This is a genomic window from Acinetobacter sp. YH1901134 (assembly GCF_013416965.1).
GTDB lineage: Bacteria > Pseudomonadota > Gammaproteobacteria > Pseudomonadales > Moraxellaceae > Acinetobacter > Acinetobacter amyesii.
The window spans coordinates 125,536-151,214 of sequence record NZ_VPEW01000006.1 but is presented as its reverse complement, the minus strand read 5'-3'; the positions used below and the strand labels follow the sequence as shown (position 1 = coordinate 151,214).

The 25,679-nt window shown below is 40.7% G+C and carries 19 protein-coding genes; 4 read left to right on the top strand and 15 right to left on the bottom strand.

Annotated features, from left to right (window positions below; genetic code table 11):
• Positions 1-8: 8 nt before the first annotated feature.
• The 5 genes from FTV50_RS08285 to cysD all read right to left on the bottom strand — a co-directional run bounded on the left by FTV50_RS08285 (position 9) and on the right by cysD (position 4,567).
• On the bottom strand, positions 9-326 hold the full coding sequence (locus FTV50_RS08285; protein WP_180024124.1) for a DUF3861 domain-containing protein: 318 nt from the start codon (positions 324-326) through the stop codon (positions 9-11).
• Positions 323-844, bottom strand: a complete 522-nt coding sequence (locus FTV50_RS08280) for a PadR family transcriptional regulator (RefSeq protein WP_180024123.1) — start codon at positions 842-844, stop codon at positions 323-325. The genes FTV50_RS08285 and FTV50_RS08280 overlap by 4 nt, the downstream gene beginning before the upstream one ends.
• Before the next feature lie 64 nt (positions 845-908).
• Complete coding sequence (locus tag FTV50_RS08275; protein ID WP_078192978.1) at positions 909-1,745, bottom strand: hypothetical protein; 837 nt, start codon at positions 1,743-1,745, stop codon at positions 909-911.
• Positions 1,746-1,909: 164 nt separating this feature from the next.
• Positions 1,910-3,523, bottom strand: coding sequence for a sulfate adenylyltransferase subunit CysN (gene cysN / locus FTV50_RS08270; RefSeq protein ID WP_180024122.1), 1,614 nt, complete (start codon positions 3,521-3,523; stop codon positions 1,910-1,912).
• A gap of 129 nt (positions 3,524-3,652) precedes the next feature.
• A complete protein-coding gene (cysD, locus tag FTV50_RS08265; RefSeq protein WP_078189893.1) occupies positions 3,653-4,567 on the bottom strand; it encodes a sulfate adenylyltransferase subunit CysD in 915 nt (304 codons plus the stop codon).
• A gap of 321 nt (positions 4,568-4,888) precedes the next feature.
• Between cysD and FTV50_RS08260 the strand changes: the two genes are divergently transcribed.
• From FTV50_RS08260 to pgaB (FTV50_RS08245), 4 genes are all read left to right on the top strand, one after another.
• Positions 4,889-5,431 (top strand): hypothetical protein, encoded by a 543-nt coding sequence (locus FTV50_RS08260; RefSeq protein ID WP_111884395.1) that lies wholly within the window; start codon positions 4,889-4,891, stop codon positions 5,429-5,431.
• A gap of 464 nt (positions 5,432-5,895) precedes the next feature.
• On the top strand, positions 5,896-6,534 hold the full coding sequence (locus FTV50_RS08255; RefSeq protein ID WP_180024121.1) for a YqiJ family protein: 639 nt from the start codon (positions 5,896-5,898) through the stop codon (positions 6,532-6,534).
• Between the two features lie 176 nt (positions 6,535-6,710).
• Positions 6,711-8,423 carry a flotillin family protein gene (locus FTV50_RS08250; protein WP_180024120.1) on the top strand — a complete coding sequence of 571 codons (1,713 nt, stop codon included), beginning with the start codon at positions 6,711-6,713 and terminating at the stop codon, positions 8,421-8,423.
• A 306-nt stretch (positions 8,424-8,729) separates the two neighbouring features.
• Positions 8,730-9,986 carry a poly-beta-1,6-N-acetyl-D-glucosamine N-deacetylase PgaB gene (gene pgaB, locus FTV50_RS08245; protein WP_180024119.1) on the top strand — a complete coding sequence of 419 codons (1,257 nt, stop codon included), beginning with the start codon at positions 8,730-8,732 and terminating at the stop codon, positions 9,984-9,986.
• A 54-nt stretch (positions 9,987-10,040) separates the two neighbouring features.
• Here the strand turns inward: pgaB (FTV50_RS08245) and pgaD are convergent, their stop codons facing one another.
• The 10 genes from pgaD to FTV50_RS08195 form a co-directional block, all read right to left on the bottom strand.
• Positions 10,041-10,553 (bottom strand): poly-beta-1,6-N-acetyl-D-glucosamine biosynthesis protein PgaD, encoded by a 513-nt coding sequence (gene pgaD, locus FTV50_RS08240; RefSeq protein ID WP_180024118.1) that lies wholly within the window; start codon positions 10,551-10,553, stop codon positions 10,041-10,043.
• On the bottom strand, positions 10,540-11,811 hold the full coding sequence (gene pgaC / locus FTV50_RS08235) for a poly-beta-1,6-N-acetyl-D-glucosamine synthase (protein WP_180024117.1): 1,272 nt from the start codon (positions 11,809-11,811) through the stop codon (positions 10,540-10,542). Before pgaC ends, pgaD begins: the two co-directional genes overlap by 14 nt.
• Entirely contained in the window at positions 11,811-13,676 is a 1,866-nt protein-coding gene (pgaB, locus tag FTV50_RS08230; RefSeq protein WP_257223876.1) for a poly-beta-1,6-N-acetyl-D-glucosamine N-deacetylase PgaB, read from the bottom strand. The genes pgaC and pgaB (FTV50_RS08230) overlap by 1 nt, the downstream gene beginning before the upstream one ends.
• Entirely contained in the window at positions 13,676-16,132 is a 2,457-nt protein-coding gene (gene pgaA, locus FTV50_RS08225; RefSeq protein WP_180024116.1) for a poly-beta-1,6 N-acetyl-D-glucosamine export porin PgaA, read from the bottom strand. Before pgaA ends, pgaB (FTV50_RS08230) begins: the two co-directional genes overlap by 1 nt.
• Before the next feature lie 232 nt (positions 16,133-16,364).
• Complete coding sequence (gene sucD, locus FTV50_RS08220; protein ID WP_180024115.1) at positions 16,365-17,255, bottom strand: succinate--CoA ligase subunit alpha; 891 nt, start codon at positions 17,253-17,255, stop codon at positions 16,365-16,367.
• 13 nt (positions 17,256-17,268) lie between these two features.
• Positions 17,269-18,435, bottom strand: a complete 1,167-nt coding sequence (sucC, locus tag FTV50_RS08215; protein ID WP_180024114.1) for an ADP-forming succinate--CoA ligase subunit beta — start codon at positions 18,433-18,435, stop codon at positions 17,269-17,271.
• A gap of 180 nt (positions 18,436-18,615) precedes the next feature.
• The gene (gene lpdA, locus FTV50_RS08210) at positions 18,616-20,046 is read right to left on the bottom strand and encodes a dihydrolipoyl dehydrogenase (protein WP_168379217.1); all 1,431 of its coding nucleotides are present in this window, start codon (positions 20,044-20,046) and stop codon (positions 18,616-18,618) included.
• Positions 20,047-20,106: 60 nt separating this feature from the next.
• Positions 20,107-21,324, bottom strand: coding sequence for a 2-oxoglutarate dehydrogenase complex dihydrolipoyllysine-residue succinyltransferase (gene odhB, locus FTV50_RS08205; RefSeq protein WP_078192990.1), 1,218 nt, complete (start codon positions 21,322-21,324; stop codon positions 20,107-20,109).
• Between the two features lie 16 nt (positions 21,325-21,340).
• A complete protein-coding gene (locus FTV50_RS08200) occupies positions 21,341-24,163 on the bottom strand; it encodes a 2-oxoglutarate dehydrogenase E1 component (protein ID WP_078193297.1) in 2,823 nt (940 codons plus the stop codon).
• A 795-nt stretch (positions 24,164-24,958) separates the two neighbouring features.
• Positions 24,959-25,666, bottom strand: coding sequence for a succinate dehydrogenase iron-sulfur subunit (locus tag FTV50_RS08195; protein ID WP_078189905.1), 708 nt, complete (start codon positions 25,664-25,666; stop codon positions 24,959-24,961).
• Positions 25,667-25,679: the final 13 nt, after the last annotated feature.

Here is a 25,679-nt window from a genome sequence, read left to right as displayed (position 1 = left end):
AATACCTATTATTCGTCTTGGGCTGCGTTCTGGGCTTTTATGGTTTGTTTCAGTGTTTTCATAAACTGACCAAAATGCGGCATGAAATCTTTAAATAAAGGCAGGTCTTTATTTTCCAGCAAGGTTTCACCAAACAGTTTCAGCCCCACGGCAAAGGCTTTGGTTTTTTCATCATCTAATAACTGCGCTTTAGTCAAATGCTCTAGCACCTTAAACATGTCATCATGGTTGTAAGCATTAAACTGCAACGCTTCGGTATAAGTCGAAGGATTGCCCTGCGCATCAGCAATGTGTTTGAGCGTGATTTCATATTGATGCTGTTTCATTGTGTCACCTCCATACGGCTGATTTCGACTGCCGCCTGATCGATTTTTTCTGCAATGGCATACACCTGTTCAGGTGTCAGTTCACAGTGCTGAATTTTGATACGCAGTGATGCTTTTAGGTTTTCCATCGCACGTTTGATGTCGACGTATTGTTCATTGTTATGAATTTGCTTGCGGGTATCAAAACGGCACAGGATTTTCTCTACTGTGGCTTTTTCGGCATCCAGATGCGCTAAGCCTGACTGCGTAACGCTGTATTGTTTACGGTCTTCCGCATTTAGTTCTGCGTGTATGTATTGCTGTTCTTCGAGGTAATTCAGCGTTGGGTAAATCGTCCCTGTGCTTGGACTGTAACCGCCGCCTACGATTGCGCCGACATCTTTGATAATGTCATAGCTGAACTTTGGCGCTTGGGAGATGAGATGCAGTACCAATAGTTTCATGTGCCCTGCTTCAAACAAGCGTTTGCGGGTTTTAACAGGACTATCGTTAACAGCAAGAAGGTCAGAATTTGACATCGCAAAGATACACCTTAAGATTAATTAAGATATATCTTATCATACATTTTAAATTAAACTACTATTATCTAATTAAGTTATATTCACTTTGGCATAATCTACATGTAATCACTTCTTCACCTGACTTTATTGCAAGATATGAATCTTTCAATATATTACTAGTTTGTTCTTCGCACAGGTTACAGTTATACATTTCATCTTCTGCCTCTATTCCTAAGACTTTTAAAGCTTTCTTTTTCCCCATAACTTTTTGATAGAAGCTAAAAAAAAATATAATTTTATTATGATCATCCATCAATTCACCTGCCCTTGCCTCACACTCCTCGTCAATTTCCAAATAACCTGATTCTAAAAATTTTCTAAAAATTGATATTTTTTCTTCACCTAATGTTTCACCCCATAATTCTGTTAAGAACAGATAACTAATTTCTATTATTTTATAAGGTGTTGTTTTGGAAGCCTTAGCTCCATGAATATATAAATTTCTTGAAACTCTTAATTCTTCAAATTTTTGTCTAACGTGATCGCTAGGCTCAATATTCGTTACAGCAAATATTTTTAATAATGAATCAAAAGGATGGATGTAAAATTCATGAAAAGCCTTATTTGACCATTTCCAATCTTTGATAGGTGTTTCAAGTAATAAATATGGTGTTATGAGAGAAATTCTATATTTTAAATAATTCTCAATAGAGTTGAATAATAATAAAATAATATTACCCAATTCAATATCTAAATACTCCCAAAGTTCAGACTCGATATCTAATAACTCACATTCTAAATCTTCAAATTCCATATATTCAAATTTACATAGAAGAGTCAAAAGATTATTTAATGCAAAGTAATGATAATTCACACATCTTTCTAAAAAAAAATCTGAATTAGGAATATCTGTAATCATTTTTATTTTCAATCAACTAGCTAGAAGTAATTTATAAAACTATATTACTACTCTTTAATTTTTAATTCTCCTAATATCCAATAACTTACATCAAAAAAAAACTTAAAAAAAAACTTAAAAAAAACCCGCTTCTCAGCGGGTCTTTTTTAAATCAACTCAATCTATTACAGACGAACCAACTCAACAATTTTCTCAGCTACTTCTTCAGCAGTATCGAATGCATAAGTCACATCAGTGCCTTCGGTCGCATCTGTAATCACAACCACACCAGTTTCACGAACAAGCGCAACTTGCTCTGTAGTCAAACCTGCTTTCGCAATCGCAACCACACCTTGCTGAATCAACAAGCTTTCAATCGCTTGCGCATTTTCAAGGGCTTTAGCAGTCACAGTTACCGCAGCAGGTTTTTGACCTAAACGTGCAGCACGCGCTTCAGCAGTTACAGGCTCGTTATGTGCAGTCCATTCAACCGCAGACTCAACCATACCCGCACCAACAGTCACGTTGCTTAAACGGTCAATAAAGATGAATGAACCTGTGTAACGACTGTCTTTGTAACGGTCAAATACCACTGGCGCATCAAACTCAATCGTTACATCTGCAATCGCATTCAATTCAAGCTGTTCAACTTCCGTTTTTTCCAGTGTGTTCACATTGGTACGGTAGTTAATTTTAGCTACTTTCGCAGGAATAGTTTGTGTACCAAACTTCACATTATACAGTTTGCCAACTACTAAAGGCGCATCTGTCATCCATACCACAGAGGCACGTGCAGAACGTGAAATTAACGGCTGTTCGCCTGCTTTAACTAAAACGTTACCACGTGAAATATCAATTTCATCATTAAGCGTAAGTGTTACCGCTTGACCTGCAACAGCATGGTCTAAGTTACCATCAAAAGTCACGATTTCTTTAACTGTAGACGACGTACCAGATGGCAATGCAGTAATGGTATCGCCAACTTTCACTTCACCGAGTGCAATCGTACCGCAGAAGCCACGGAAGTCGAGGTTCGGACGGTTGACATATTGAACAGGGAAACGGAATTCGTGCTTGCTCGTATCATGCGAAATTTCAACAGTTTCCAAAGTCTCCATTAAAGTCTGACCTTGGTACCACGGCGTATTTGGCGATTTGTTTACAACGTTATCACCATTCAACGCAGAAATTGGCGTGAAGATAATGTTCGCAGGTTTACGATCGCCCAATTGGTTCACGAACTCGTTGTACTCCGCTTGAATTTCATTGAAGCGCGCTTCAGAGAATTCAACCAAGTCCATTTTGTTCACTGCAACCACGATATTACGAATACCTAAAAGGCTCGCAATAAATGAGTGACGACGAGTCTGAGTTTGAACGCCATAACGCGCATCAATCAAGATGATCGCTAAATCTGCAGTCGACGCACCCGTTGCCATGTTACGTGTGTACTGCTCATGCCCCGGGGTGTCAGCAATAATGAACTTACGTTTTTCTGTAGAGAAATAACGGTAAGCCACGTCAATGGTAATACCCTGCTCACGTTCTGCTTGCAGACCATCGACAAGTAAAGCCAAGTCAGGTGCATCACCCGTTGTACCGACTTTTTTAGAGTCACGAGTCACGGCTTGCAATTGATCTTCATAAATCAATTTTGAATCGTAAAGTAAACGACCAATTAGAGTCGATTTACCATCATCCACGTTACCGCAAGTAAGGAAACGAAGAAGGTCTTTATTTTCGTGTTGTTTTAAATACGCCAAGATATCTTGGCTAATTAAATCTGATTGATGAGACATTGCTCAAAGCTCCACATATTCTTTTGAAATCGGTTTCTTTTAATCCCCCTGTTTCCCCCTTTATAAAAGGGGGACTTTCTCCTCTCTTTTTCAAAGATGAGCAGCACTGCTGCGCAAGGGGAGAGATTTTTAGAAGTAACCTTCCTGCTTTTTCTTTTCCATCGAACCTGCTTCATCATGGTCGATCATACGACCTTGACGTTCAGAGGTGGTGGCTAAAAGCATCTCTTGGATAATTTCCGGTAAAGTAGTTGCAGTTGATTCAACCGCACCTGTAAGTGGGTAACAACCTAAAGTACGGAAACGCACCGATTTCATTTGTGGCACTTCACCTTCGTTCAAACGCATACGCTCATCATCAACCATGATCAGTGTACCGTTACGCTCAACCACTGGACGTTCAGCAGCCAAGTACAAAGGAACCAATTTAATATTTTCAAGGTAGATGTATTGCCAAATATCTAACTCAGTCCAGTTAGACAATGGGAACACACGAATACTTTCACCTTTGTTCACTTTACCGTTGTAAAGATTCCAAAGTTCAGGACGTTGGTTTTTAGGGTCCCAACGGTGTTTAGTATCACGGAATGAGTAAACACGCTCTTTGGCACGAGATTTCTCTTCGTCACGGCGCGCACCACCGAAAGCCGCATCAAACTGATATTTATCAAGTGCTTGTTTTAAGCCTTGAGTTTTCATGATATCAGTATATTTTGAGCTACCGTAATCGAACGGATTCACGCCTGCGTCTTTACCTTCTTTGTTTTGATGCACGATCAAATCAAAGCCATGCTCTTTTGCCATGTTGTCACGGAAAGTAATCATGTCTTTAAATTTCCAACCCGTGTCTACATGCAGTAGTGGGAATGGAAGTTTGGCAGGATAGAATGCTTTTAAAGCAAGATGCAGCATGACCGCTGAATCTTTACCGATTGAATACAGCATGACTGGGTTTTCGAACTCAGCAGCAACTTCACGGATGATATGAATACTCTCAGCTTCAAGCTGTTTAAGATGAGTAAGTCTTTCCTCATTTAATGACATGGACAACACCAGCTTAGAATATGTGTACTTATTACACTTTTAAAGATATATATACATTATAGTGATTAAGCTTTCATAACGATTGCTTGTTTTGTGATATTGATATTCTTATTCGTCATATACAAATTGTCTGATACTGCTTATCAATTTTAATTAATTTAATACGATAGACTTATCAATTTCATTATTATTCTAGTCCGAGACCCGTAAGTTTACGCAATTTTTTATCAATTAACTAATCGCTAAATCCTCTAAACAATCGGTATTCAAACTCGCTCAATGTACTTAAAGTAGCTATATCACTCTCCAATAGTTATTGATATGCCATATAGTCACTATACGCTTGAAACCTTAAAGTCGCTGATTGAAGCCGCAGGTCTTGCTGGCTATATTTATCAGCATTCTTCACACATGCTCGTGCTCCAAGAAGCCTTGAATGATGACGGCAGCCCACTGAATAACTTTATCCAACATGAGCTGAGTGCTGACCAAATTGGCCTTCAGTTCGGCCTACGACTTTTGGACAATAAACTCGAATTTTTGATTGGGGTGACTCACAGTAACCAAGATCGCGGCTACGAAATTGGCGCTGGCAATTTAAAGGCCGATCAACGCGCATTTAATCTGCTCTATGCTTTTTATAATTTTCCCAAAGCATTTCACTTAATCCATTTCCCGCTCGCAGCCAATAGCACCCAGTTAGAAGAAGAGATCGAAAAGCAATTGTTTCAACTTGAAAGCATGGGCTTTTTAGACACTGCGATTAAAACCAATCCGATGGGCGAACAAGTGAAGTGGATGAAAACTTTTATTGTTCAAGCGGCTTTAGATATGAAAGTACGCATTCAAACTTCATTGTTATAAAAACGGTTAAAGCCACCTAAAAATAGCTCTATTGAACACCAGTTCAAATCTCCATATGACATCGAAAGTCACGGTAAAGCTCTCAGCACTGCCGTGACGGTTATAAATTTACATTTCCTAACATTGTTTTCTGTGCCTTTTAACAAGCCATTTCTCTCCGTTAAGCACGACCACTTATATATTTGTAATTAGACTTAAAATTTGATTGATCACAAGGACTTAAATCTTAAATGGGTAAAGCAGAAATACTATTAACTTTAGATTTAGATAATCCTGACTTAATTGATCACCTATTTTTAAAGAAAAACTTAGTAATAGCTCACATAAAAGCCGACTTTTTGTTAATCTGATCTGTAATTTTTTTACACAATTTCGACAGATAATGTTATTTTATTTACTGAAAAAAATTCGGCCAGAATTATTTTTTTTGATTTTTTATAAGCATAAATATAGAGATAAATATAATGTGGGAATTGTTTACTCACCCGTCTAATATCGTGTTTAGCATCAGTCTCTGCTTAATGTTCTTGTTTGGACTTTTTGAGATTGTGTTAACAATTTTAGGGGGTGGTTCTCAAGGCTTCTTAGATCAATTCCTACCTGAGGATGTTGGTCATAATGCAGAGCTAGGTGTAGATGCCGATGCAGGTATCGTGACACGTGTGCTCGATTGGTTGTATTTGGGTCGTATTCCACTGTTTGTATGGCTCATCATTTTCTTATGTGTCTATAGTTTGTTGGGCTTTGCTATTCAAGCCATCGTTAACCAAATGACCAGTATGATGTTCAGTGCATGGATTATTGCACCAGCCTGTGTTTTTCTGTGCATGCCCTTCGTACGTTTTAGTGCAATGCTCATTGCCCGTATTTTACCGCAAGATGAAACAACCGCCATTTATAGTGATGAATTGATCGGTAGAACGGCCACGATCATTTTGGGTGATGCACGACCCCAGTCTCCTGCTCAAGCCAAAGTCAAAGATCAACACGGATTGACCCATTATATTTTGGTTGAACCTGAACAAGATGAAATTTTCAGCCAAGGTCAATCAGTGGTTTTAACCCAAAAAACAAATGTAGGCTTTCAAGCCACCATGCTCTAAATTTTGAATGAATTGATGCTCGATCAGTTCTTCTAACACCATATAAATACATTTAACGCATCATTCCTTCTGTAAATCTCGAAGTCATGATGAGTCAACAAAATACTGATTTTTAAACCAAACTTGTTAGCACTTTAGAGGGTTAACTTGAACTACAACAAAAGAGATAAACGTCCATGTTAGACATTATTCCAAGCGGTATCCTTGTTTCAGTCGGGATAATTTTTGCCGCACTTATTTTTATTGGTTTTATTATTGCTCGACTTTATCGTCGCTCAAGTAAAGAAATTTCATTTGTGCGTACAGGCTTCGGCGGTGAAAAAGTGATTTTAGGTGGCGGTGCTATTGTGCTTCCTGTGCTGCATGAAATTATTCCAGTCAATATGAACACCCTACGTCTTGAAGTACGTCGTGCAGATGACCAAGCGCTGATTACACGTGACCGTATGCGTGTCGACGTGATGGCGGAGTTCTACGTCCGTGTGAAACCAACCGCAGATTCGATTGCTACCGCAGCACAGACTTTGGGTCAAAAGACCATGTCTCCAAATGAGTTAAAGAATTTGGTCGAAGGTAAATTCGTTGACTCTCTACGTGCAGTTGCCGCAGAAATGGCGATGGAAGAGTTGCATGAAAAACGTGTCGACTTTGTACAAAAAGTTCAGCAAGTGGTGTCTGAAGATTTACATAAAAACGGTTTGGAACTTGAAACCGTTTCATTAACTGGCTTAGACCAAACAGGCTTTAAATACTTTAACCCACAAAATGCGTTCGATGCTGAAGGTTTAACTAAACTGACAGAAACCATTGAAGACCGTCGTCGTAAACGTAATGCGATTGAACAAGATGCAGATCTTGCAATTAAGACCAAGAACTTAGAAGCAGAACAAGCACGTCTACAAATTTTGCGTGAAGAAGAATATGCAAAACTGCAACAAGAACGTGAAATTTCAATCCGTCGTGCAGAACAGCTTGCAGAAATTGCATCACAAGAAGCTGCTAAAAAACGTGAAGCCGAAGAAGCGCGTATTGCTGCTGAACGTGAAGTTGACTTAAAGCGTATTACTGCTGCACGTGACGTTGAAAATCAAAATATTCAAAAGTCACAAATTATTCAGCAAGCCCAAGTGGAACAAAAGAAAACCATTGAACTCGCTGAGCAAGACCGTGCAATTGCCATTGCTGAAAAATCTCGTGCTGAATCTGAAGCTAAGGCACATGCCGATCAAGCCCGTGCTCAAGCGGTAAAAGCCGAAGAAGAAGTGATTACCGTTCGTCAAATCCAACAAGCTGAACGTCAAAAAGCTGTTGAATTGGTCTCTGCGAAAGAAAAAGCGGAAAAAGATGCGATTGCCATTACTGTCGCGGCTGAAGCAGGTAAACAAGCAGCCGCAGATGATGCAGAAGCGATTCGTATTGCAGCTGAAGCCGAAGCTGAAAAAGTTCGTTTAAAAGCCAAAGGTGAAGCTGACGCAAAAGTTCTGTTGGCTCAAGCGATGGAAAAACAATATCAAGTTGATGCTGAAGGTACACGTGCAGTGAACGAAGCAAACAACGTATTGTCATCTGAACAGGTTGAAATGCAAATTCGTTTAGCGATGCTGAAATACTTACCAGAAATCATTCGCGAAAGTGTTAAACCAATGGAAAACATTGATGACATTAAGATTTTGCAAGTAAATGGTCTAAATGGTGGTCATGCAGGTTCTTGCCAAGGTGATGCTCACCACGAAGGCAGCGGCAATGTTGCCTTATCAGACCAAGTGGTGAATAGTGCCTTACGCTACCGCAGCCAGGCCCCACTGATTGATAGCTTGATGAGTGAGCTTGGTATCCAAGGTGGCGATATTAACGGTTTAACTCAGAGCTTAAACAAAAAAGCTGGTTAATTCGTTTTACACGCTAAAAAAACCGCAGCTTAATCCTGCGGTTTTTTTTATTGAGATCATCGACAAGGAAGACTTACGAGAGCTTAAAAAATTCGTTCAGTACCAAATCATGACTGTAAAATGACGAAATACTGGATCACAACAAAGTGCAAACCAAATCACACTTTTAAGAATAACCCTTCCCCTGCAATCTTGCTACAATCCTCAGATTCATCATATTCTGCTTAGCTATACTTGCTAAAACGTGCAGCAAAATATGCGATGAACACATTTACGAATGATAATACGCTCAGTGCAAGTATAAATATGACTTCTTCCTTAAATGCCGTTACTTCCCTACGCCCCTTTAAAAAATTAATAGGTCTAATGACCTGCCTCGGTTTGGTCTTTTCAGGCTGTAGCAGTGCTGAAACTGTACGTATTACCCACCATCCAATACAAGACTTGGTCAAGCAATATGCATCAGCCAATTCTGTACATCAAACTTCGACCAACAATACACAAAAGCCAAGTACTCCTGAACGTATGCGCATCATGCATATCGACTTAGATTATGTATATGATGCCAATCAGGCTCAACAAGAACAAAATATCCGCGCATTGATTGAACGTATCCGTCGCATTGCAGCCAATACGATTTTTCTACAGGCTTTTGCAGACCCTGATGCCAATGGTTCGGCTGATGCGGTGTATTTTAAAAATCGCTATATCCCAATGCGCTCAGATTTATTTCAACGTGTTTTGCATGAGATACGACAGCAGACTCAAGTAAAAACTGTATATGCATGGCTGCCTTTAATAGCGTGGGAGTTCCCAAAAAAATACCCGCTGCAATATGTAAAAAGCCAAAGTGAAAAGAAAGGTTATATTCGAATATCGCCCTTTGACCCAAGAAACCAACAATACACAGCAGAAATTTTTCTAGATTTTATTCAGCAGAATAAAGTAGATGGCATACTTTATCATGATGATATCACTCTCAATGATTTTGAGGATAATAGTGCCGCAGCACTTCAGACCTACAAAACGTGGGGCTTCGATCGACAATTGATTGGACAGCCAAAGCATGCGCAGCAGCTTGAATTTTCACGCTACAAAACGGCTTATCTAGACCAATTTGCTGAAGGCATCAGTCAGATTTTAAAACAGCAGCAACCCGACTTACATTTTGCTCGAAATATGTATGCTGAAGCTGTGCTGAACCCGAACAGTGAAAAATGGTTTAGCCAGTCTAATGCCAGTACATATCAACATTATGATTACAACGCCATCATGGCGATGCCCTACATGGAAAAGGCAGATGACCATCGTCAGTTTTATTTAAACTTGATCGAACGTGCCAAAAAATATGACCCCAATTTGAGCCGTACCATTTTTGAACTTCAAGTGACCGATTGGAATCATCAAAAACCCATTTCCAATCAGGAGCTCATTGACACCATCCGTTTACTGGAACAACATGGTGTGCAACATATTGGGTATTATCCAGATGATTTCGTGCAAAATCATCCAGATGTACAGCAAATAAAAAAGGCATTTGCACCTGCCCTAGCTAAGGACTGATACCAATGCCTACATCATCAGATCTAGGATTCTAGATCTGATGAAGAACGCTGATTAGCTGTTGATTTTATAGTGTTCTAATTGTCCTTCGTCCGTATAGTGCAAGGTGATATTTTTTGATTCTCGCATCGTGGCTATATCACTGGCTTTTACGTGAAAGCTTTTCGCCAAATCTTCATCTTGAGCATTCTCTGGCGCCTTTCTACGATCTTCCCCATGAAAACGCATCCAGTTATAACTTGCCCAAACAAATAGACAGCAAATAAAGATTCCGATTGAGAAAATCAATTTCATGATCGATAGACTGGTCATCGGTTGGGACTGATCCATAACCTGTGAATACACCACCGTGCCTTCAAACCACCAAAATACAAGGGTTAATAGCGGTAAAAACAACCACATCCAAAGCATCCACCCGACTGCCATCAGTCCATAGCCTGCGGACTTACGTTTGACGTATTCAGGTTTATCAATATATTCAGGTAATTCAAGCAATGATTCATCTTGAATAATTTTAAAATCTGAATCTGCAACCGGCTTCTGATTTTGTAAATTAACTTGGTTCATTGTTTTCCTCCCCTCTAAATCCACGGTCTGGACTGACCCAACGCGCACGTTTTTGGGTTTTAAAAATAGTCTTTGGCAAAGCAACGACCGTGGTCAGCATGGCTAATATCCAGAAAAATAAGGGATACCAAATCACCCAAAAATAATTTCGCAGTAAACGTTTTTTGTCGTAAGCACGATCGATCCATAAACTCACGAGGAACTGGAATAAACAGGTTACACCTAAAATCACTCCATACCATTGAGGTAAAAGTGATTGGATCGCCCACTCACCCGGTAATGAGAAAAATAGACCATAAAAATACAAGACAAAAATACTGAACATGACATAGGCCCAGATCACGCTAATGATAGATTCGAAGGCAATCGGCCACATCCGACGTAAACGCCATTTAAATATTTTAGGTAAATAGGCAAATAGTACTTCGATGCCGCCTTGAGCCCAACGTAAACGTTGTTTCCAAAGTCCATTAAATGTTTCTGGCATATAGATATAGCAAAGGGCTTGCGGTACATAGTGCAAATCCCAATGATCGAACTGCAAACGCCATGACACATCAATATCTTCTGTGATCATGTCATCACGCCAATAACCAATGCGGTCTAGTGCAGTTTTTCTGAAACCTGCAATTGCACCCGACACTGTAAAAATACGACCATAGGTTCTTTGAGATCGCTTGATTAAGCCAATAATCGAAGAAAATTCACCGACCTGAATTTTACCCAAGATGCTTGAACGGTTCACAATACGTGGATTACCTGTTACAGCACCCACGCGTGGGAAACTGGTCAGATGATGCATCATCCAAAGTGCCGAATGCGGATGCAGCAATGCGTCACCATCAATACAAATCAAGTATTCAAATTGGCTGACCATCGCGCCTGCACGTAATGCATACGCTTTACCCTGATTCTCAGCCAAATGCACCACACGCAATTTAGGATATTCGAGTACCAATTGGTCTAGAATTTCAGCAGTTCGATCTTTACTTCCATCATTCACCGCTATCACTTCAAAATTTGGATATTGGCTCTGCATCGCATATCGAATCGTGTCACGTACCTGTGCTTCTTCATTAAAGCAAGGCACAATGATGCTACAGCCTTGCTCAGTTGGCACGGGAAGTTCAGGTTGTTTCCATTCACGCTTTAAGTAGAACCACACGCCTCCAGCAATCCAAATCCACGCCATAAACAAGGGATATAGGAAAGCAAAGGCAAAAAACAGATCGTTAAAACTCAGTTCCCATTCTTGCATTACTGACCTCCTTGTATATACGGATCACGGTAAGTCAGTGGACTGCCATTCAAGCTGATGCTTTGATATAGGTGATGTTGAACGCGTTCGCCATCCTGAAGCTGATAATTATTCAGTCCGATTTTTTGAACCGACGCTGCGCGTAAAGCCTGATAGTTTTGCTGATACTTCACCCAATCTTTCTCGCTCATATTTGGATTGATATCTAAACTGACAATCAAGCGTTGCTTTTGCTCTGTATTCAAAGTCTTCAATGCGGACATAAAAGCTTTAAAACTTTGCGGATGCTGACCCGGGTTAATACTTAAATACAGAAAGTCCGATGCTGTTAAGGCACGAGTCACTAAAGGTTTTAATCCAGAAAATTGATGTCCAGTTAAATTCACCTTGAGCGCGGTTTGGTTGTCATTACTAATATTGGAATAAAAATGTGCTTGCGCCTTACTACGCTCTTTAATCGCAATAATTTTTTGCACTTGCTCGGTACATGCGGTTGACCACTGTGCTGAATGAATTGCACAGTCCAAGCTGTTACCGGTGTTAATAATTAAACCTTCAAGCGAACTATTGTTTTTCAATAGATCTGCCGTTAGGTCTGCCAAATTAATCCCCTGCTGTAGCTCCAAACTGATTGGAAGCTGTGCATAGACTCGATTACCAATTCGTGTACGAGCTTGCCATACGGTACGATTCAGTAAATCTTGCTGCATCGGCAGTTTTGAATTTGGGAAAAATAAGGCATCAATTTTACCGTCACCATCATGATCAACTGCGGCATTTAAAAGCAATGTATTGGTTTTTAACGCATTGACCTGGTCTAATAATGTCCCCAATTTCTGATCTGATTGCTCAGCCGTTGGTGCTTGTAATTCAGCCAAATTAAAATTCAGGAATGTTTTACGTTGTTTATAAGGCGCACGAGCTTCAACGATAAAGTCTTCCATATTTTGGTGGATAAACTCTGGTGTTGGGTTATCCATAATCAAGGCACGCTGATAGGTATGCACTGAATCTGCCTGACTGACCACATTACCTAAGCTAAAGGACATGGGCAGTCCTGCTTTACGTGCATATCCCTCAATTTCTGGTGTAACTGCACCGTATGGCCAGAAGATCGCCATACTATGAATACCCAGTTGACGATCGAGTTCTTGTTTAGATTTCTTCAAATCTTGCACAATACGCTGCTCGAACTCAGCATCGGTTTCATAACGATTTTGAGCTGGAAAATACTGGCGCGTAATCGCAGCAGGTTCCATATTTTTTTGTGGGTTTGCCAAAATACCATGATGCAGATCATCCGAATGCGACACAAATTCGGCATATCCCGACTTTTGCATTTCCCGCATTTGATCCCAATTCATCAAATTACCCACACCATAAGCTTCATAAGCATCTTTGGTATTACCATTAATCCAACTGGTTGGAATAGCAAAAACTGCAGGAAATTGATATTGCTTTAACAATGGAAAAACTTTGCTATAACTACTTAGCGCACCATCATCAAAGGTTAATAACAGTGCCTTTTCAGGTAACTTTTTCTTTTGTAAGCGAGCCTGCATGACATCTTCTAAACGAATGGGTTGCCAACCTTCTCGTTTAATCCACGCAAAATATTGCCCAAGATTTTGCGTACTAATCGCATAGACATCTCGATCACCACGTTTGGCAACATCATCTCGAACATCATGAAAGGTCAGCGTTACAAATTGGTTATGTGCGGTACTTTCATCAAGTTCAGGCATCGCCAAATTTGCAGTTTTTGGCACATTATTGTCAGCAAAAAGATATGTCGTACTGATGGGCAAAGTCACAGCTAGAACTAAGCTTTGCTTCAACATGCGGTGTATTAATGTATTTTTCATTAGAAGCGCCCCTCAAAACCAACAACTGCATAACTACGATCTTCATCTTTTCCGTCATACGGATGTGAACCCCAACCTATGCCGTAGTTCAGTTTCCACGTGCGTGAGAGTTGCCAATCATGTTGATAATACAAATTATAAATCGGACGACTTGAGTAGCCTTTTTGTCCGAATGTACCGATAGTTGCTGCAAAGTGCTGGTTAAAATGACGTTCATAATCACGCCATGTCATCCAATCATGTTCCAATGTCACTTCAGCGCTATAGCTATGTTCAGGGTTAAAATAAGGCACATCAACCGGATCATTTTTTCCGTAATAACCACGCAGTGTTGCCGCAGAAATATGATGCGGAGATTGTTGGAATTGCTGTTTAAAATACCCTGACAGTTCTTGGCGTAGATTGCCATCATCAATATCGGTCAATTGATAACTTGCGCCTGCCTTGCGTGATTCATTTTGTTGCCAGTTCAATGCAAAACGATAAGCCTGTCCTTCGTGGTCCTGTGCCAAAGATTGCAATGGAATATCCGCTTGGCTATCGTAACCCAGTGCATAGTTCCAATGATCATTCAGCCAATGTGACCAATCCAATTGCACACCAAAACGGTCGCCATCGGTGCTTTGAGAGAATAATGCAGATGCAGTTTTACGATCCGAAGCCCACTCTAAACCCATGCCAATCCTTTGGTCTTTTAATTTGCCAGACTCATACTTCGACCAACGTTTGCTATGATCGACAAAGAGTCGATAATTATCGTAAAACCATGGGCTATTGATGCGCGTCCAGTTTTCCTGTTCACGTGAACCTTTCAGGCGATTTTGTACACGAGGATCATCAGACTCGCTTTTCGCAAAGGTACTTTGATGTTGAATTGACGCACGATTCCGATCATCCAATTCTTTTTTACTTTGTTTTACGCCCGTATCATCACCGACATGGCTGACCATATATTGATTGAGTTCACGCCAAGCTTGAATTTGACTTAAAGCTTGAAAATTCTGCATGCGGTTAATTTGCGTTCCCTGTGAAATGGGCTCTAAGCTATTCTGCTGCGCCAAAGTATGCTGAGACTGCTCTGGTTTTTCACGCCAACGTTGAATTAATGCCAAATTATTTTGATAACCGATATTGCCGGGAGCCTTTGCGGTTAAGTCATTAAAGTAACGTTCAGCTTTTTCATGTTCATTGCGATAAGCAAAGTTCAATCCCTTCAACGCAATAAATTCAGTACGATCATCGTGTGGCGCCTTATCCACCCCTTTCGCATTACTATAAACAAAGGTCGGCAATTGTTTGTCCATAGTGTCGATTAACTGATTGGCTTGTTTAAATTTTTCTTGTTCGATCAAGCTATAATACAAACCAGCATAGACGTTATAGTCCGCATAATTTTTTTCAGCAAATAAACTCTGATATAAAGGCTCAGCTTTTTCAGGTTGACGTAATTTTAAATAACTGTCTGCCAAAGCATGTCGTACATAAGCAGGCATTTCTTTAGCTGTTTGACCGGTTTTTTCTACTTGTGCCAGCGCCTGCTTTGAAGCATTACGTGCATTTAAGGCATAGATATATTCATAGTAAAATTTACGTTTACTGGCTTCATCTGTAGGAAGTTTGTCTTCATAAGCTCTCATTTCAGCCAGAACACGATCTAGTGGTTCAAATGCCGTTGCTCCACGCTTCATATCAAACGCATTTTTTGAAGCTTGAAAGCCTTGTTGAATACGCTGCGAGAACTCATTCATCTTGAGCAAATGTTGCAACACTGGCTTAGAACTATTGAGTCCATTGGCCTGAATATAGCTTTGTGCAGTGGCAAAATCGCTATTTTGCAATAGAGCCAATACGTACTGTTCTTGGGTATCTGCATTGGGCTGTTTTGCTAGCGCATATTTCGCTGCATTGAGGGATTCAGCAGGCATATCCAATAATCGATAGGCATAGGCCAATTGCGAAAGATAATCTGCACCAAGCGACTGTAAGTTGAGATTTGCCAGTTTTTGTTTTGCTTGTTCTTTTTGACTTGATTCTGCCAGCAGCACACCCTGCCAAATCAACCACTGTTCCGATTGATCCTGCTGATAAAATTTTTGTGCCCACTGTAAGGCTTGATCATATTGTTTAAGATCACGTAAAGCTTTGATGACACTGACTTTGCCATAATCTGGAAACGTATCTGGATTAATCTGCGCCAAGTAAGTCACATCTCTAGAGCTAAAGGTTGCATTTGCATAACGCAGGAGCGTGTAATCTGCAATGAGCTTCTGATTTTCAGGATGTTGCGCTAATAAAACTTGTAATTGGTTAAATCCCTGATCCAATTTACCGACACGGATATCCGCAACACTTTGTTCTCTTTGCTGATCAATATTATCAACTGCAAATACAATCGTAGGAAGGCTCGAAAAAATCGACAAGAAACATAGACGAGATAAATAAGATTTATAAATCATGATTATTCACGTTAGAAGAGTAATTATTCATCAAATTAAATTAATGTGACGTATTTCACATTATATCATATTTTAACCGATTAAGTTTGGTTAATTATTCATACTAAAGTGTTAATAATGAATGAGAATATGCTTATATTATAAATTTTCTTTACTATTCCCCCACTATTATTAAATAAAAACAAAAAAACCCCTCATTTGAGGGGTTTTTATTAACAGAAACTTACCGTACTTAAGCAAGACCTTTTGACTTTAAGACTTCAAACATAGTTGAGCCTAATTCAGCAGGACTACGGGTATAGGCCATACCGGCTTTTTCAAAAGCAGCAAATTTCTCTTCTGCTGTACCTTTACCGCCCGAAATAATCGCGCCTGCATGTCCCATACGTTTACCTTTTGGTGCAGTCACTCCCGCGATATAACCGACAACAGGCTTAGTTACATTCGACTGGATATATTCAGCCGCTTCTTCTTCTGCTGTACCACCAATCTCACCAATCATGATGATCGCTTCAGTTTGCGGGTCGTCTTGGAACAGCTTTAAGCAATCAATTTGGTTCATGCCCGGAATTGGATCTCCCCCAATACCGATACACGTCGACTGACCTAGACCCAGCTTCGTGGTTTGCGCTACAGCTTCATAGGTCAGAGTCCCTGAACGCGAGATAATGCCGATTTTACCCGGTTGATGAATATGCCCCGGCATAATACCGATCTTACATTCACCCGGAGTAATAATCCCTGGACAGTTCGGACCAATTAGACGTGCATTGTTACCATAGGTTTCTAGGTAACGTTTCGCTTTTAGCATATCAAGTGTCGGTACACCTTCCGTAATCACAACGATCAGCTCTACACCTGCATCTATAGACTCAATAATTGAATCTAGGACAAATGGTGCAGGTACATAAATCGAGGTTGCCGTTGCACCCGTTTCACGCACCGCTTCTTTCATGGTATTAAATACGGGTAGATTCAAATGTTGTGTGCCGCCTTTACCCGGAGTCACCCCACCGACCACTTTTGTGCCGTAAGCAATTGACTGTTCAGAATGGAATGTACCGTTTTTACCGGTAAAACCTTGTACCAATACTTTGGTGTCTTTATTAACTAATACGCTCATGATCTCTACTCCCTTAGCCTTTTACCGCAGCAACAATTTTTTCTGCAGCATCAGCCAAGCCATTTGCAGAAATCAATTTCAAACCTGATTCATCAAGTAATTTTGCACCTAACTCTGCATTGTTCCCTTCTAAACGAACAACCACAGGTACAGTCACATTTACTTCTTGAACCGCTGCAATAATTGCTTCAGCAATCATGTCACAACGTACAATCCCACCAAAAATATTAATTAATACACCTTGTACAGAACTATCCGCCAAAATGATTTTAAAGGCTTCAATTACGCGTTCTTTGGTCGCGCCACCGCCTACATCTAGGAAGTTTGCAGGTTGACCACCATAGAGTTTAATGATGTCCATGGTTGCCATCGCTAGGCCAGCACCATTGACCATACAACCAATATTGCCTTCTAAGGCAACATAGTTCAAATCAAATTCTGATGCTTTCAGCTCACGCTCATTTTCTTGCGTTTTATCGCGTAGTGCTGCGATTTCTGGTAAGCGATATAAAGCATTTGAGTCGATACCAATTTTTGCATCCACACATAAAATCTCGCCATTTTCACGTACGGATAACGGGTTAATTTCAAATAAAGCAAAATCATTTTCAATGAATGCTTGATAAGCCGCAGACATGATTTTGACAAATTGATTCACTTGACCATCTTTTAGGTTTAAAGCAAACGCCACTTCACGTGCTTGGAATGGTAACAATCCAACTAGAGGATCTACTTCAACTTTAATAATTTTTTCAGGCGTTTCTTCTGCAACTTTCTCAATTTCAACCCCACCTTCAGTCGATGCCATAAAGGTCACACGACGGCTAGAACGGTCAACTACAGCACCTAGGTACAATTCACGCTCTACAGGATAAACATCTTCGGCTACCAAAATACCGCTGACGGGTTGACCTAATGCATCTGTTTGATAAGTGACTAAGCGTGAGCCGACCATTTGGTTCACATAATCAGTGGCTTCTTGTGCAGATTTTACGACTTTAACGCCGCCTGCTTTACCACGACCACCTGCATGCACTTGGGCTTTGAGTACCGCAAACTTACCACCCAGTTGCTCAAAAGCTTTGACTGCTTCTTCTGCGGTAGTTACAAATACGCCTTCTTGGACTGGCATACCATATTTTTTTAATAACGCTTTAGCTTGATATTCGTGTAGATTCATTGAACAACCTTTTACTCTTTCTTCGCTTTGTTATGACCCATTAAAGCCCAGACATCCGTCAAAGCAGCTTTAACCTTTTTAAATCTTAAAATATTTCTTATCTTTATTTTTAGATGATTATTCAAATTAAAACAACCATCTGAAACAAAAAAGAGCGGCCTAAGCCGCTCTTTTTACATCTTATTTACGTTTACGCTGAATCGCGTGAATTGCACGTCCATCGACTGCAAGTGCAGCTTCGTGAACGACTTCAGAGAATGTCGGGTGACCGAAAGTCATTAACTGTAGGTCTTCAACACTTGATACGAACTCAAGTGCGATCATACCTTGGTGTACGATGTCAGACGCTGCAGGTCCAATCACGTGCATACCGAGTAGACGATCTGTCTTCGCATCAGCAACAAACTTAACAAAGCCTGCGTTTTCACCAGCAGCCATTGCACGACCATTTGCAGCGAAACCAAATTGACCTGTTTTAACTTCGTGGCCTTTTTCTTTCGCTTGCTCTTCTGTTAAACCAACCCACGCTGCTTCTGGGTGTGTGTAAATTACAGAGATGATAGTGTCATAGTTCACTTGAGCTGCATGACCGTGGATACGCTCAACAGCCATTACGCCTTCTTCCATTGCTTTATGTGCAAGCATTGGACCACGTACTAAGTCACCAATTGCGTATACACCTTCAACTGAAGTTGCACACCAATCGTTTACTTCAACTAAACCGCGTTCAGTGAGTTTAATGCCTGAATCTTCAGCCAATAAACCTTCTGCATATGCTTTACGGCCCACACAAACGATCAATTTATCGAAAGTTTGAGTTTTGTCTTCGCCGCCTTGCGTGTACTTAACAGTAACTTCACGGCCATTGACTTCTGTACCAGCAACTTTAGCGCCAACACGGATATCAAGGCCTTGTTTAGTCAATACTTTTTGGTAGTCTTTTGCCAAAGCTTTATCAGCCATTGGCAAGAATGCATCCATTGCTTCAAATACAACAACTTCAGAACCAAGACGACGCCATACTGAACCAAGTTCAAGACCAATTACACCCGCGCCGATTACGCCAAGACGTTTAGGTACTTCTGGGAACTCTAGCGCACCAGTAGAGTCAACAATAATGTCTTGGTCTACAGGAGCAACAGGAATATTTACCGGCACAGAACCCGATGCAAGGATTACATATTTAGGTTCTAAAATTTGAGTTTCACCTTCGTGAGATACAAACTCAACTTTCTTACCTGCAAGTAATTTACCTGTACCTTTTAACCATTCGATACCATTGCCTTTAAGTAGGCCATCAATACCCATCGTCAATTGGTTAACAATTTTGTCTTTACGATCAAGTAATTTTGCAAGATCAAATTTCACCTCACCAGTCGTAATACCGTGGTCATCTAAGTGATGAACAGTATCTTCATAGCGGTGAGATGAATCAAGTAATGCTTTAGATGGGATACAACCCACGTTTAAGCAAGTACCACCTAAAGATGGTTTACCTTTATGAATACGTTTTTCAATACAAGCTACTTTAAAGCCTAATTGAGCAGCGCGGATAGCAGCTTCATAACCACCAGGACCGCCACCAATAACAACTAAATCAAATTGAGACATGTGTATCTCCAAAAATGGGCTTAGAGGATCGCTCTAAGCCCATTGCATTATTCTGAAGTATTAAAGATCAAGGATTAGCTTAGCTGGTTCTTCTAACAATTCTTTGATTGTTACAAGGAAGCCTACTGCTTCTTTACCATCGATTAGACGGTGGTCATAAGAAAGCGCTAAGTACATCATTGGCAAGATTTCAACTTGACCATTTACAGCCATAGGACGTTCTTGGATTTTATGCATACCCAAAATCGCAGTTTGTGGCGTATTTAAGATAGGTGTAGAAAGCAAAGAACCGAAAGTACCACCATTAGTAATAGTGAATGTACCGCCAGTCATATCTTCGATACCCAATTTACCATCACGCGCTTTACCAGCGTATGCACGGATACCGTTTTCAACTTCAGCATAGTTCATGCGGTCAGTATCACGAAGAACTGGAACTACTAGACCACGGTCACTTGATACAGCAACACCGATGTCGTAGAAACCGTGGTAAACGATGTCATTGCCATCAATCGAAGCGTTTACAGCTGGGTAGCGTTTAAGTGCTTCAGTTGCCGCTTTAACGAAGAATGACATGAAGCCAAGACGTGCACCATGACGCTTTTCAAAAGCATCTTTGTATTGCGCACGCATTTCCATGATTGGTTTCATGTTTACTTCGTTGAACGTAGTCAACATTGCAGTTTCTTGAGTTGCAGCAAGTAGACGTTCAGCAACACGCTTACGAAGACGAGTCATAGGAACACGTTTTTCGATACGTTCACCAACAGCAACGCTTAATGGCGCAGCAGCAGGAGCAGCTGGTTTAGCTTGATGGTTTGCAACATCTTCTTTAGTGATGCGACCGCCACGGCCAGTGCCAGCAACGTCAGCAGCAGCAATGCCAGACTCAGTCAATGCTTTACGCACTGCAGGAGCTTGATCAGCAACAGGTTGAGCACGTTCAACAACAGGAGCAGCGCCCGCTTGAGTTTGCGCAGCAGCTTGTTCTACTTTCTCTTCTGATTGAACAGCTTGAGTTTGAGCAGCGCCAGAAGCAGCACCTTCTTCAAAAGTCGCAATCACTTCGTTCGATAAAACTGTATCGCCTTCGTTTTTAACGATTGCAGAAATCGTACCGTCAGCAGGAGCTACAACTTCTAAAACAACTTTATCTGTTTCAATATCACAAATCACTTCGTCACGTGATACTGCTTCACCTGGTTGTTTATGCCAAGTTGCAACTGTACCGTCAGCAACTGACTCTGGGAATACCGGTGCTTTAATTTCGGTTGCCATTATTAAGAATCTCCTGTTATTCAGCTACGATAGCTAAAGCATCATTTACGAGCTGAGCTTGTTGTTTTGCGTGCAAATATGGTGAACCACAAGCCGGTGCAGCAGAAGCTTCACGACCTGCATAACTAATACGAACTTGTTTGCCCGCTTTCATCACGTCGTCATACAGACGCGGAGCGATGAATAACCATGCACCTTGGTTCTTCGGTTCTTCTTGAGCCCAAACCAATTCTTTAACGTTTGGATATTGTGCCAGAACTTCAGCAAGACGTGCTTCTGGATACGGATACAATTGTTCAATACGAACGATTGCTGTGTTGTTCAATTCTTTTTCACGACGTTTTTCAAGTAAGTCGTAGTAAACCTTACCACCACAAAGCACTAGACGAGTTACGTCTGACTTGTTGATATTGTCGATTTCATCGATCACAGTTTGGAATGAACCATTTGCAAGTTCTTCTAATGTAGACGTTGCAAGTTTGTGACGAAGAAGAGACTTCGGTGAAGTCACGATCATTGGTTTACGGATTGGACGAAGTGCTTGACGACGCATCGCATGGTAAATCTGCGCTGGTGTAGTCGGTGTGATCACTTGCATGTTTTCTTCAGCACATAGCTGTAAGAAACGCTCTAAACGAGCTGATGAATGCTCAGGACCTTGACCTTCAAAGCCATGTGGAAGAAGCATAGTCAGACCGCATACACGTTCCCACTTAGTTTCGCCAGACGCGATGAACTGATCGATTACAACCTGTGCACAGTTTGCGAAGTCACCAAATTGCGCTTCCCAAATGACAAGGCTCTTTGGAAGAGTCGTTGCATAACCGTATTCGAATGCAAGAACCGCCATTTCTGACAATAATGAGTCATAAATAGCTGTACGTGGTTGGTTTTCTTTCAAGTTACATAATGGAATGTAAGTTGAACCATCTACTTGGTTATGAAGTTTTGCATGACGGTGTGAGAATGTACCACGACCAACGTCTTCACCTGTTAAACGAACAAGGAAACCTTCATCTAGAAGAGACGCGTAAGCTAATGTTTCAGCAGCCCCCCAGTTCAATGGCATTTCACCAGTCTGCATTTTCAGACGGTCATCAATCACTTTAGCAACCTGACGTTGCATCACGAAGCCTTCTGGAAGCTCGCGCATTTTCGCACCAAGCTCTTTTAGACGTTCGATTGGGAAAGTGGTATCCCATTTGTCTGTGTATTCGTGGCCTAGGTAAGGTTTCCAGTCCACAAACATTTTTGTATTTGGCTCAAGTACCAACGCATTTGCAACGTGTTTACCTGCTTCAAGGTCAGAACGATACTGTTCAACCATTGCATCAGCAGAAGCGCGATCAATAACACCTTCTTGTACAAGCTTGTCAGCATAAAGCGTACGTGTAGTCGCTTTTTTATTGATGATTTGATACATCATTGGCTGAGTTGCAGCTGGCTCGTCGGCTTCGTTATGACCACGACGACGGTAGCAGAACATATCGATTACAACGTCTTTACGGAATGTATGACGGAAATCGTGTGCCAATTGAGAAACAAATAATACAGATTCAGGATCATCACCGTTCACATGGAAGATCGGTGCTTGGATCATTTTCGCGATGTCAGTACAGTATTCTGTAGAACGCGCATCACGTGGGTCAGACGTTGTGAAACCAACTTGGTTGTTTACAACGATATGAACTGTACCACCCACGGTATAACCGCGAGTTTGTGACATTTGGAAGGTTTCTTGGTTTACACCTTGACCTGCAAATGCAGCATCACCGTGAACGATGATTGGTAATACATCATCACCACCGATATCTTTACGACGTACTTGACGTGCGCGTACAGAACCTTCTACTACAGGTCCAACGATTTCTAAGTGTGATGGGTTAAACGCTAATGCCAAATGAACTTCGCCACCCGGAGTCATTACGTTTGAAGAGAAACCTTGGTGGTATTTAACGTCACCAGAGCCTTTTTTATGCAGAGATTTACCTTCAAACTCACCAAATAGATCAGCTGGGTTTTTACCCATGATGTTTACAAGAAGGTTTAAACGGCCACGGTGAGGCATACCGATAACCACTTCTTTACAGCCTACTGAACCTGCGCGTTGAATAAGTTCATTCACCATAGGAATGAAAGATTCACCACCTTCAACACCGAAACGTTTCGCACCAACGAATTTGTTACCAAGGTATTTTTCTAGGCCTTCAGCTGCAGTTAGACGTTCAAGGATATGTTTTTTCTGGTCTGCAGTGTAGCCAAATTGACCACGAGTACCTTCAAGGCGTTGTTGAATCCAACGTTTTTCTTTTGTATCAACAATGTGCATGTATTCAACACCAATCGAAGCAGTATAAGTTGCTTCCATTGCTTGAACCATTTCACCAAGTGTTGCTTCAGACTTACCGATTGCAAGGTTACCTGTATTAAATACAGTATCTAAGTCAGACTGAGTTAGACCGTGCGCAGCAAGATCTAGATCAGGCACGATTTCACGTTTTGCAAGACCAAGTGGATCTAATTTTGCGTTTTGATGACCACGGTTACGGTATGCAGCGATCAACTGTAATACACCGATTTGACGGCGTTCATGCTCAGAACTTACTGCACTTTGCACTACTGGCTGAACACGGCTTGAATTACGGCCTAATAATAGGAATTGCTCACGTACATTGCTGTGTGGTTGATCACCTTTCGGGAATTTATCGAAGTATTCACGCCAATCAGCCTCTACTGAGTCTGGAGCCGTTAGATACTGCTCATAAAGTTCTTCAATATACGCTGCACTGTCAGCGCTAAGTTCAGTGTCAAGACGCAGTGCGTCAGCAACTTCTTGCATTTGTGGACCCATTTCCTATTGCAAAACATTTCAGGATGCTTTTTAAGCGAACCCATGATTAGTAATGTCAAATTGGTAATATGACATTAGTCCCCATTAGGCTTAAGCCTTGAGGCGTTATCACTACATTAGGATTACCCAATGTGATTAATGAACAATAACGCCCTCAGCGGCATCATTACTCATTGAGAAATACCCGACATAAATCGAGCAATTTTTGCAAATCATCTTAGAAAAAATAAATTTTTCGCAATTATCTTTTCTAAAGCGACTTTATTAACATTTATATACCGTCTACAGCGCTTAAATTGTAGAAAAAATGTACCCAATTCAAAGTCATTTTTTACATATAGTGATACTTTAAATGCTAACACGTTCGAGCATTTTCAATTGATTTTTTTGACACATACCTCTCATAAATTAGCGAAATACACTGTTCGTATTTTCATCTATGATATGGTGCTACATATAAAATGATCTTTCAATTAAGACAAAAGTCTACGTACGATTTTTACCTCATCTCATATACAAAAACAAAAGAGAGCTGACATTCCTATCCTCTCTCTTTTTACTACGTTACATAATAACATCTTCTAATCCTTTTGACAGACTTGAACGAGCGTTTCATCAATAAATAACCATTTATCTATCACTTTATACTTTTAATTCACTGCGTTTCTATGAATTCCATTTATAGCACTCTGCAATGACAGCGAATAACTTTCACTATCATCACTTTTATATATGACAAAAAAAGCGCACCCAATGGTGCGCTTCTTTTTACTGCCAAATCTATTAACCTAGATCTAAAAGCATATTACGGATGTGACCGATTGCTTTAGTTGGGTTAAGACCCTTAGGACATACAGATACACAGTTCATGATACCTTTACAACGGAACAATGAGAATGGGTCGTCAAGACGAGCCAAACGCTCTTGAGTTGCTGTATCACGAGAGTCAATGATGAAGCGATATGCGTTCAACAATGCTGAAGGACCCAAGAACTTGTCTGGGTTCCACCAGAATGATGGACATGAAGTTGAACAACATGCACAAAGAATACATTCGTACAAACCATCTAAATGTTCACGTTCTTCAGGAGACTGCAAACGCTCTTTAGGAGGCGCAGGCTGATTGTTGATTAGGAACGGATGGATTTTATTGTACTGATCGTAGAACTGATTCATATCTACAACCAAATCTTTAATTACTGGAAGACCTGGAAGTGGACGAATTGTGATCACTTCTGGTAAGTCGTTTAGGTTCCAAAGACACGCCAAACCATTTTTACCATTAATGTTTACACCATCAGAACCACAAATACCTTCACGACATGAACGACGGAATGTTAATGATTCGTCTTGAACTTTTAATGCTAGAAGTGCATCAAGCAACATACGATGCTTATCAGTCAACTCTAGTTTAAAAGTTTGCATGTACGGAGCTGCATCCTTATCAGGATCGTAGCGGTAGATATTAAATGTACGAGTACCTCTACTCATCTTACTTCTCCCA

What these genes read in the sequence shown, in the direction of transcription:
- FTV50_RS08285 (WP_180024124.1), bottom strand. Translation starts at nt 326, where the DNA reads ATGAAACAGCATCAATATGAAATCACGCTCAAACACATTGCTGATGCG.
- FTV50_RS08280 (WP_180024123.1), bottom strand. Translation starts at nt 844, where the DNA reads ATGTCAAATTCTGACCTTCTTGCTGTTAACGATAGTCCTGTTAAAACC.
- FTV50_RS08275 (WP_078192978.1), bottom strand. Translation starts at nt 1,745, where the DNA reads ATGATTACAGATATTCCTAATTCAGATTTTTTTTTAGAAAGATGTGTG.
- cysN (WP_180024122.1), bottom strand. Translation starts at nt 3,523, where the DNA reads ATGTCTCATCAATCAGATTTAATTAGCCAAGATATCTTGGCGTATTTA.
- cysD (WP_078189893.1), bottom strand. Translation starts at nt 4,567, where the DNA reads ATGTCATTAAATGAGGAAAGACTTACTCATCTTAAACAGCTTGAAGCT.
- FTV50_RS08260 (WP_111884395.1), top strand. Translation starts at nt 4,889, where the DNA reads ATGCCATATAGTCACTATACGCTTGAAACCTTAAAGTCGCTGATTGAA.
- FTV50_RS08255 (WP_180024121.1), top strand. Translation starts at nt 5,896, where the DNA reads ATGTGGGAATTGTTTACTCACCCGTCTAATATCGTGTTTAGCATCAGT.
- FTV50_RS08250 (WP_180024120.1), top strand. Translation starts at nt 6,711, where the DNA reads ATGTTAGACATTATTCCAAGCGGTATCCTTGTTTCAGTCGGGATAATT.
- pgaB (WP_180024119.1), top strand. Translation starts at nt 8,730, where the DNA reads ATGACTTCTTCCTTAAATGCCGTTACTTCCCTACGCCCCTTTAAAAAA.
- pgaD (WP_180024118.1), bottom strand. Translation starts at nt 10,553, where the DNA reads ATGAACCAAGTTAATTTACAAAATCAGAAGCCGGTTGCAGATTCAGAT.
- pgaC (WP_180024117.1), bottom strand. Translation starts at nt 11,811, where the DNA reads ATGCAAGAATGGGAACTGAGTTTTAACGATCTGTTTTTTGCCTTTGCT.
- pgaB (WP_257223876.1), bottom strand. Translation starts at nt 13,676, where the DNA reads ATGAAAAATACATTAATACACCGCATGTTGAAGCAAAGCTTAGTTCTA.
- pgaA (WP_180024116.1), bottom strand. Translation starts at nt 16,132, where the DNA reads ATGATTTATAAATCTTATTTATCTCGTCTATGTTTCTTGTCGATTTTT.
- sucD (WP_180024115.1), bottom strand. Translation starts at nt 17,255, where the DNA reads ATGAGCGTATTAGTTAATAAAGACACCAAAGTATTGGTACAAGGTTTT.
- sucC (WP_180024114.1), bottom strand. Translation starts at nt 18,435, where the DNA reads ATGAATCTACACGAATATCAAGCTAAAGCGTTATTAAAAAAATATGGT.
- lpdA (WP_168379217.1), bottom strand. Translation starts at nt 20,046, where the DNA reads ATGTCTCAATTTGATTTAGTTGTTATTGGTGGCGGTCCTGGTGGTTAT.
- odhB (WP_078192990.1), bottom strand. Translation starts at nt 21,324, where the DNA reads ATGGCAACCGAAATTAAAGCACCGGTATTCCCAGAGTCAGTTGCTGAC.
- FTV50_RS08200 (WP_078193297.1), bottom strand. Translation starts at nt 24,163, where the DNA reads ATGCAAGAAGTTGCTGACGCACTGCGTCTTGACACTGAACTTAGCGCT.
- FTV50_RS08195 (WP_078189905.1), bottom strand. Translation starts at nt 25,666, where the DNA reads ATGAGTAGAGGTACTCGTACATTTAATATCTACCGCTACGATCCTGAT.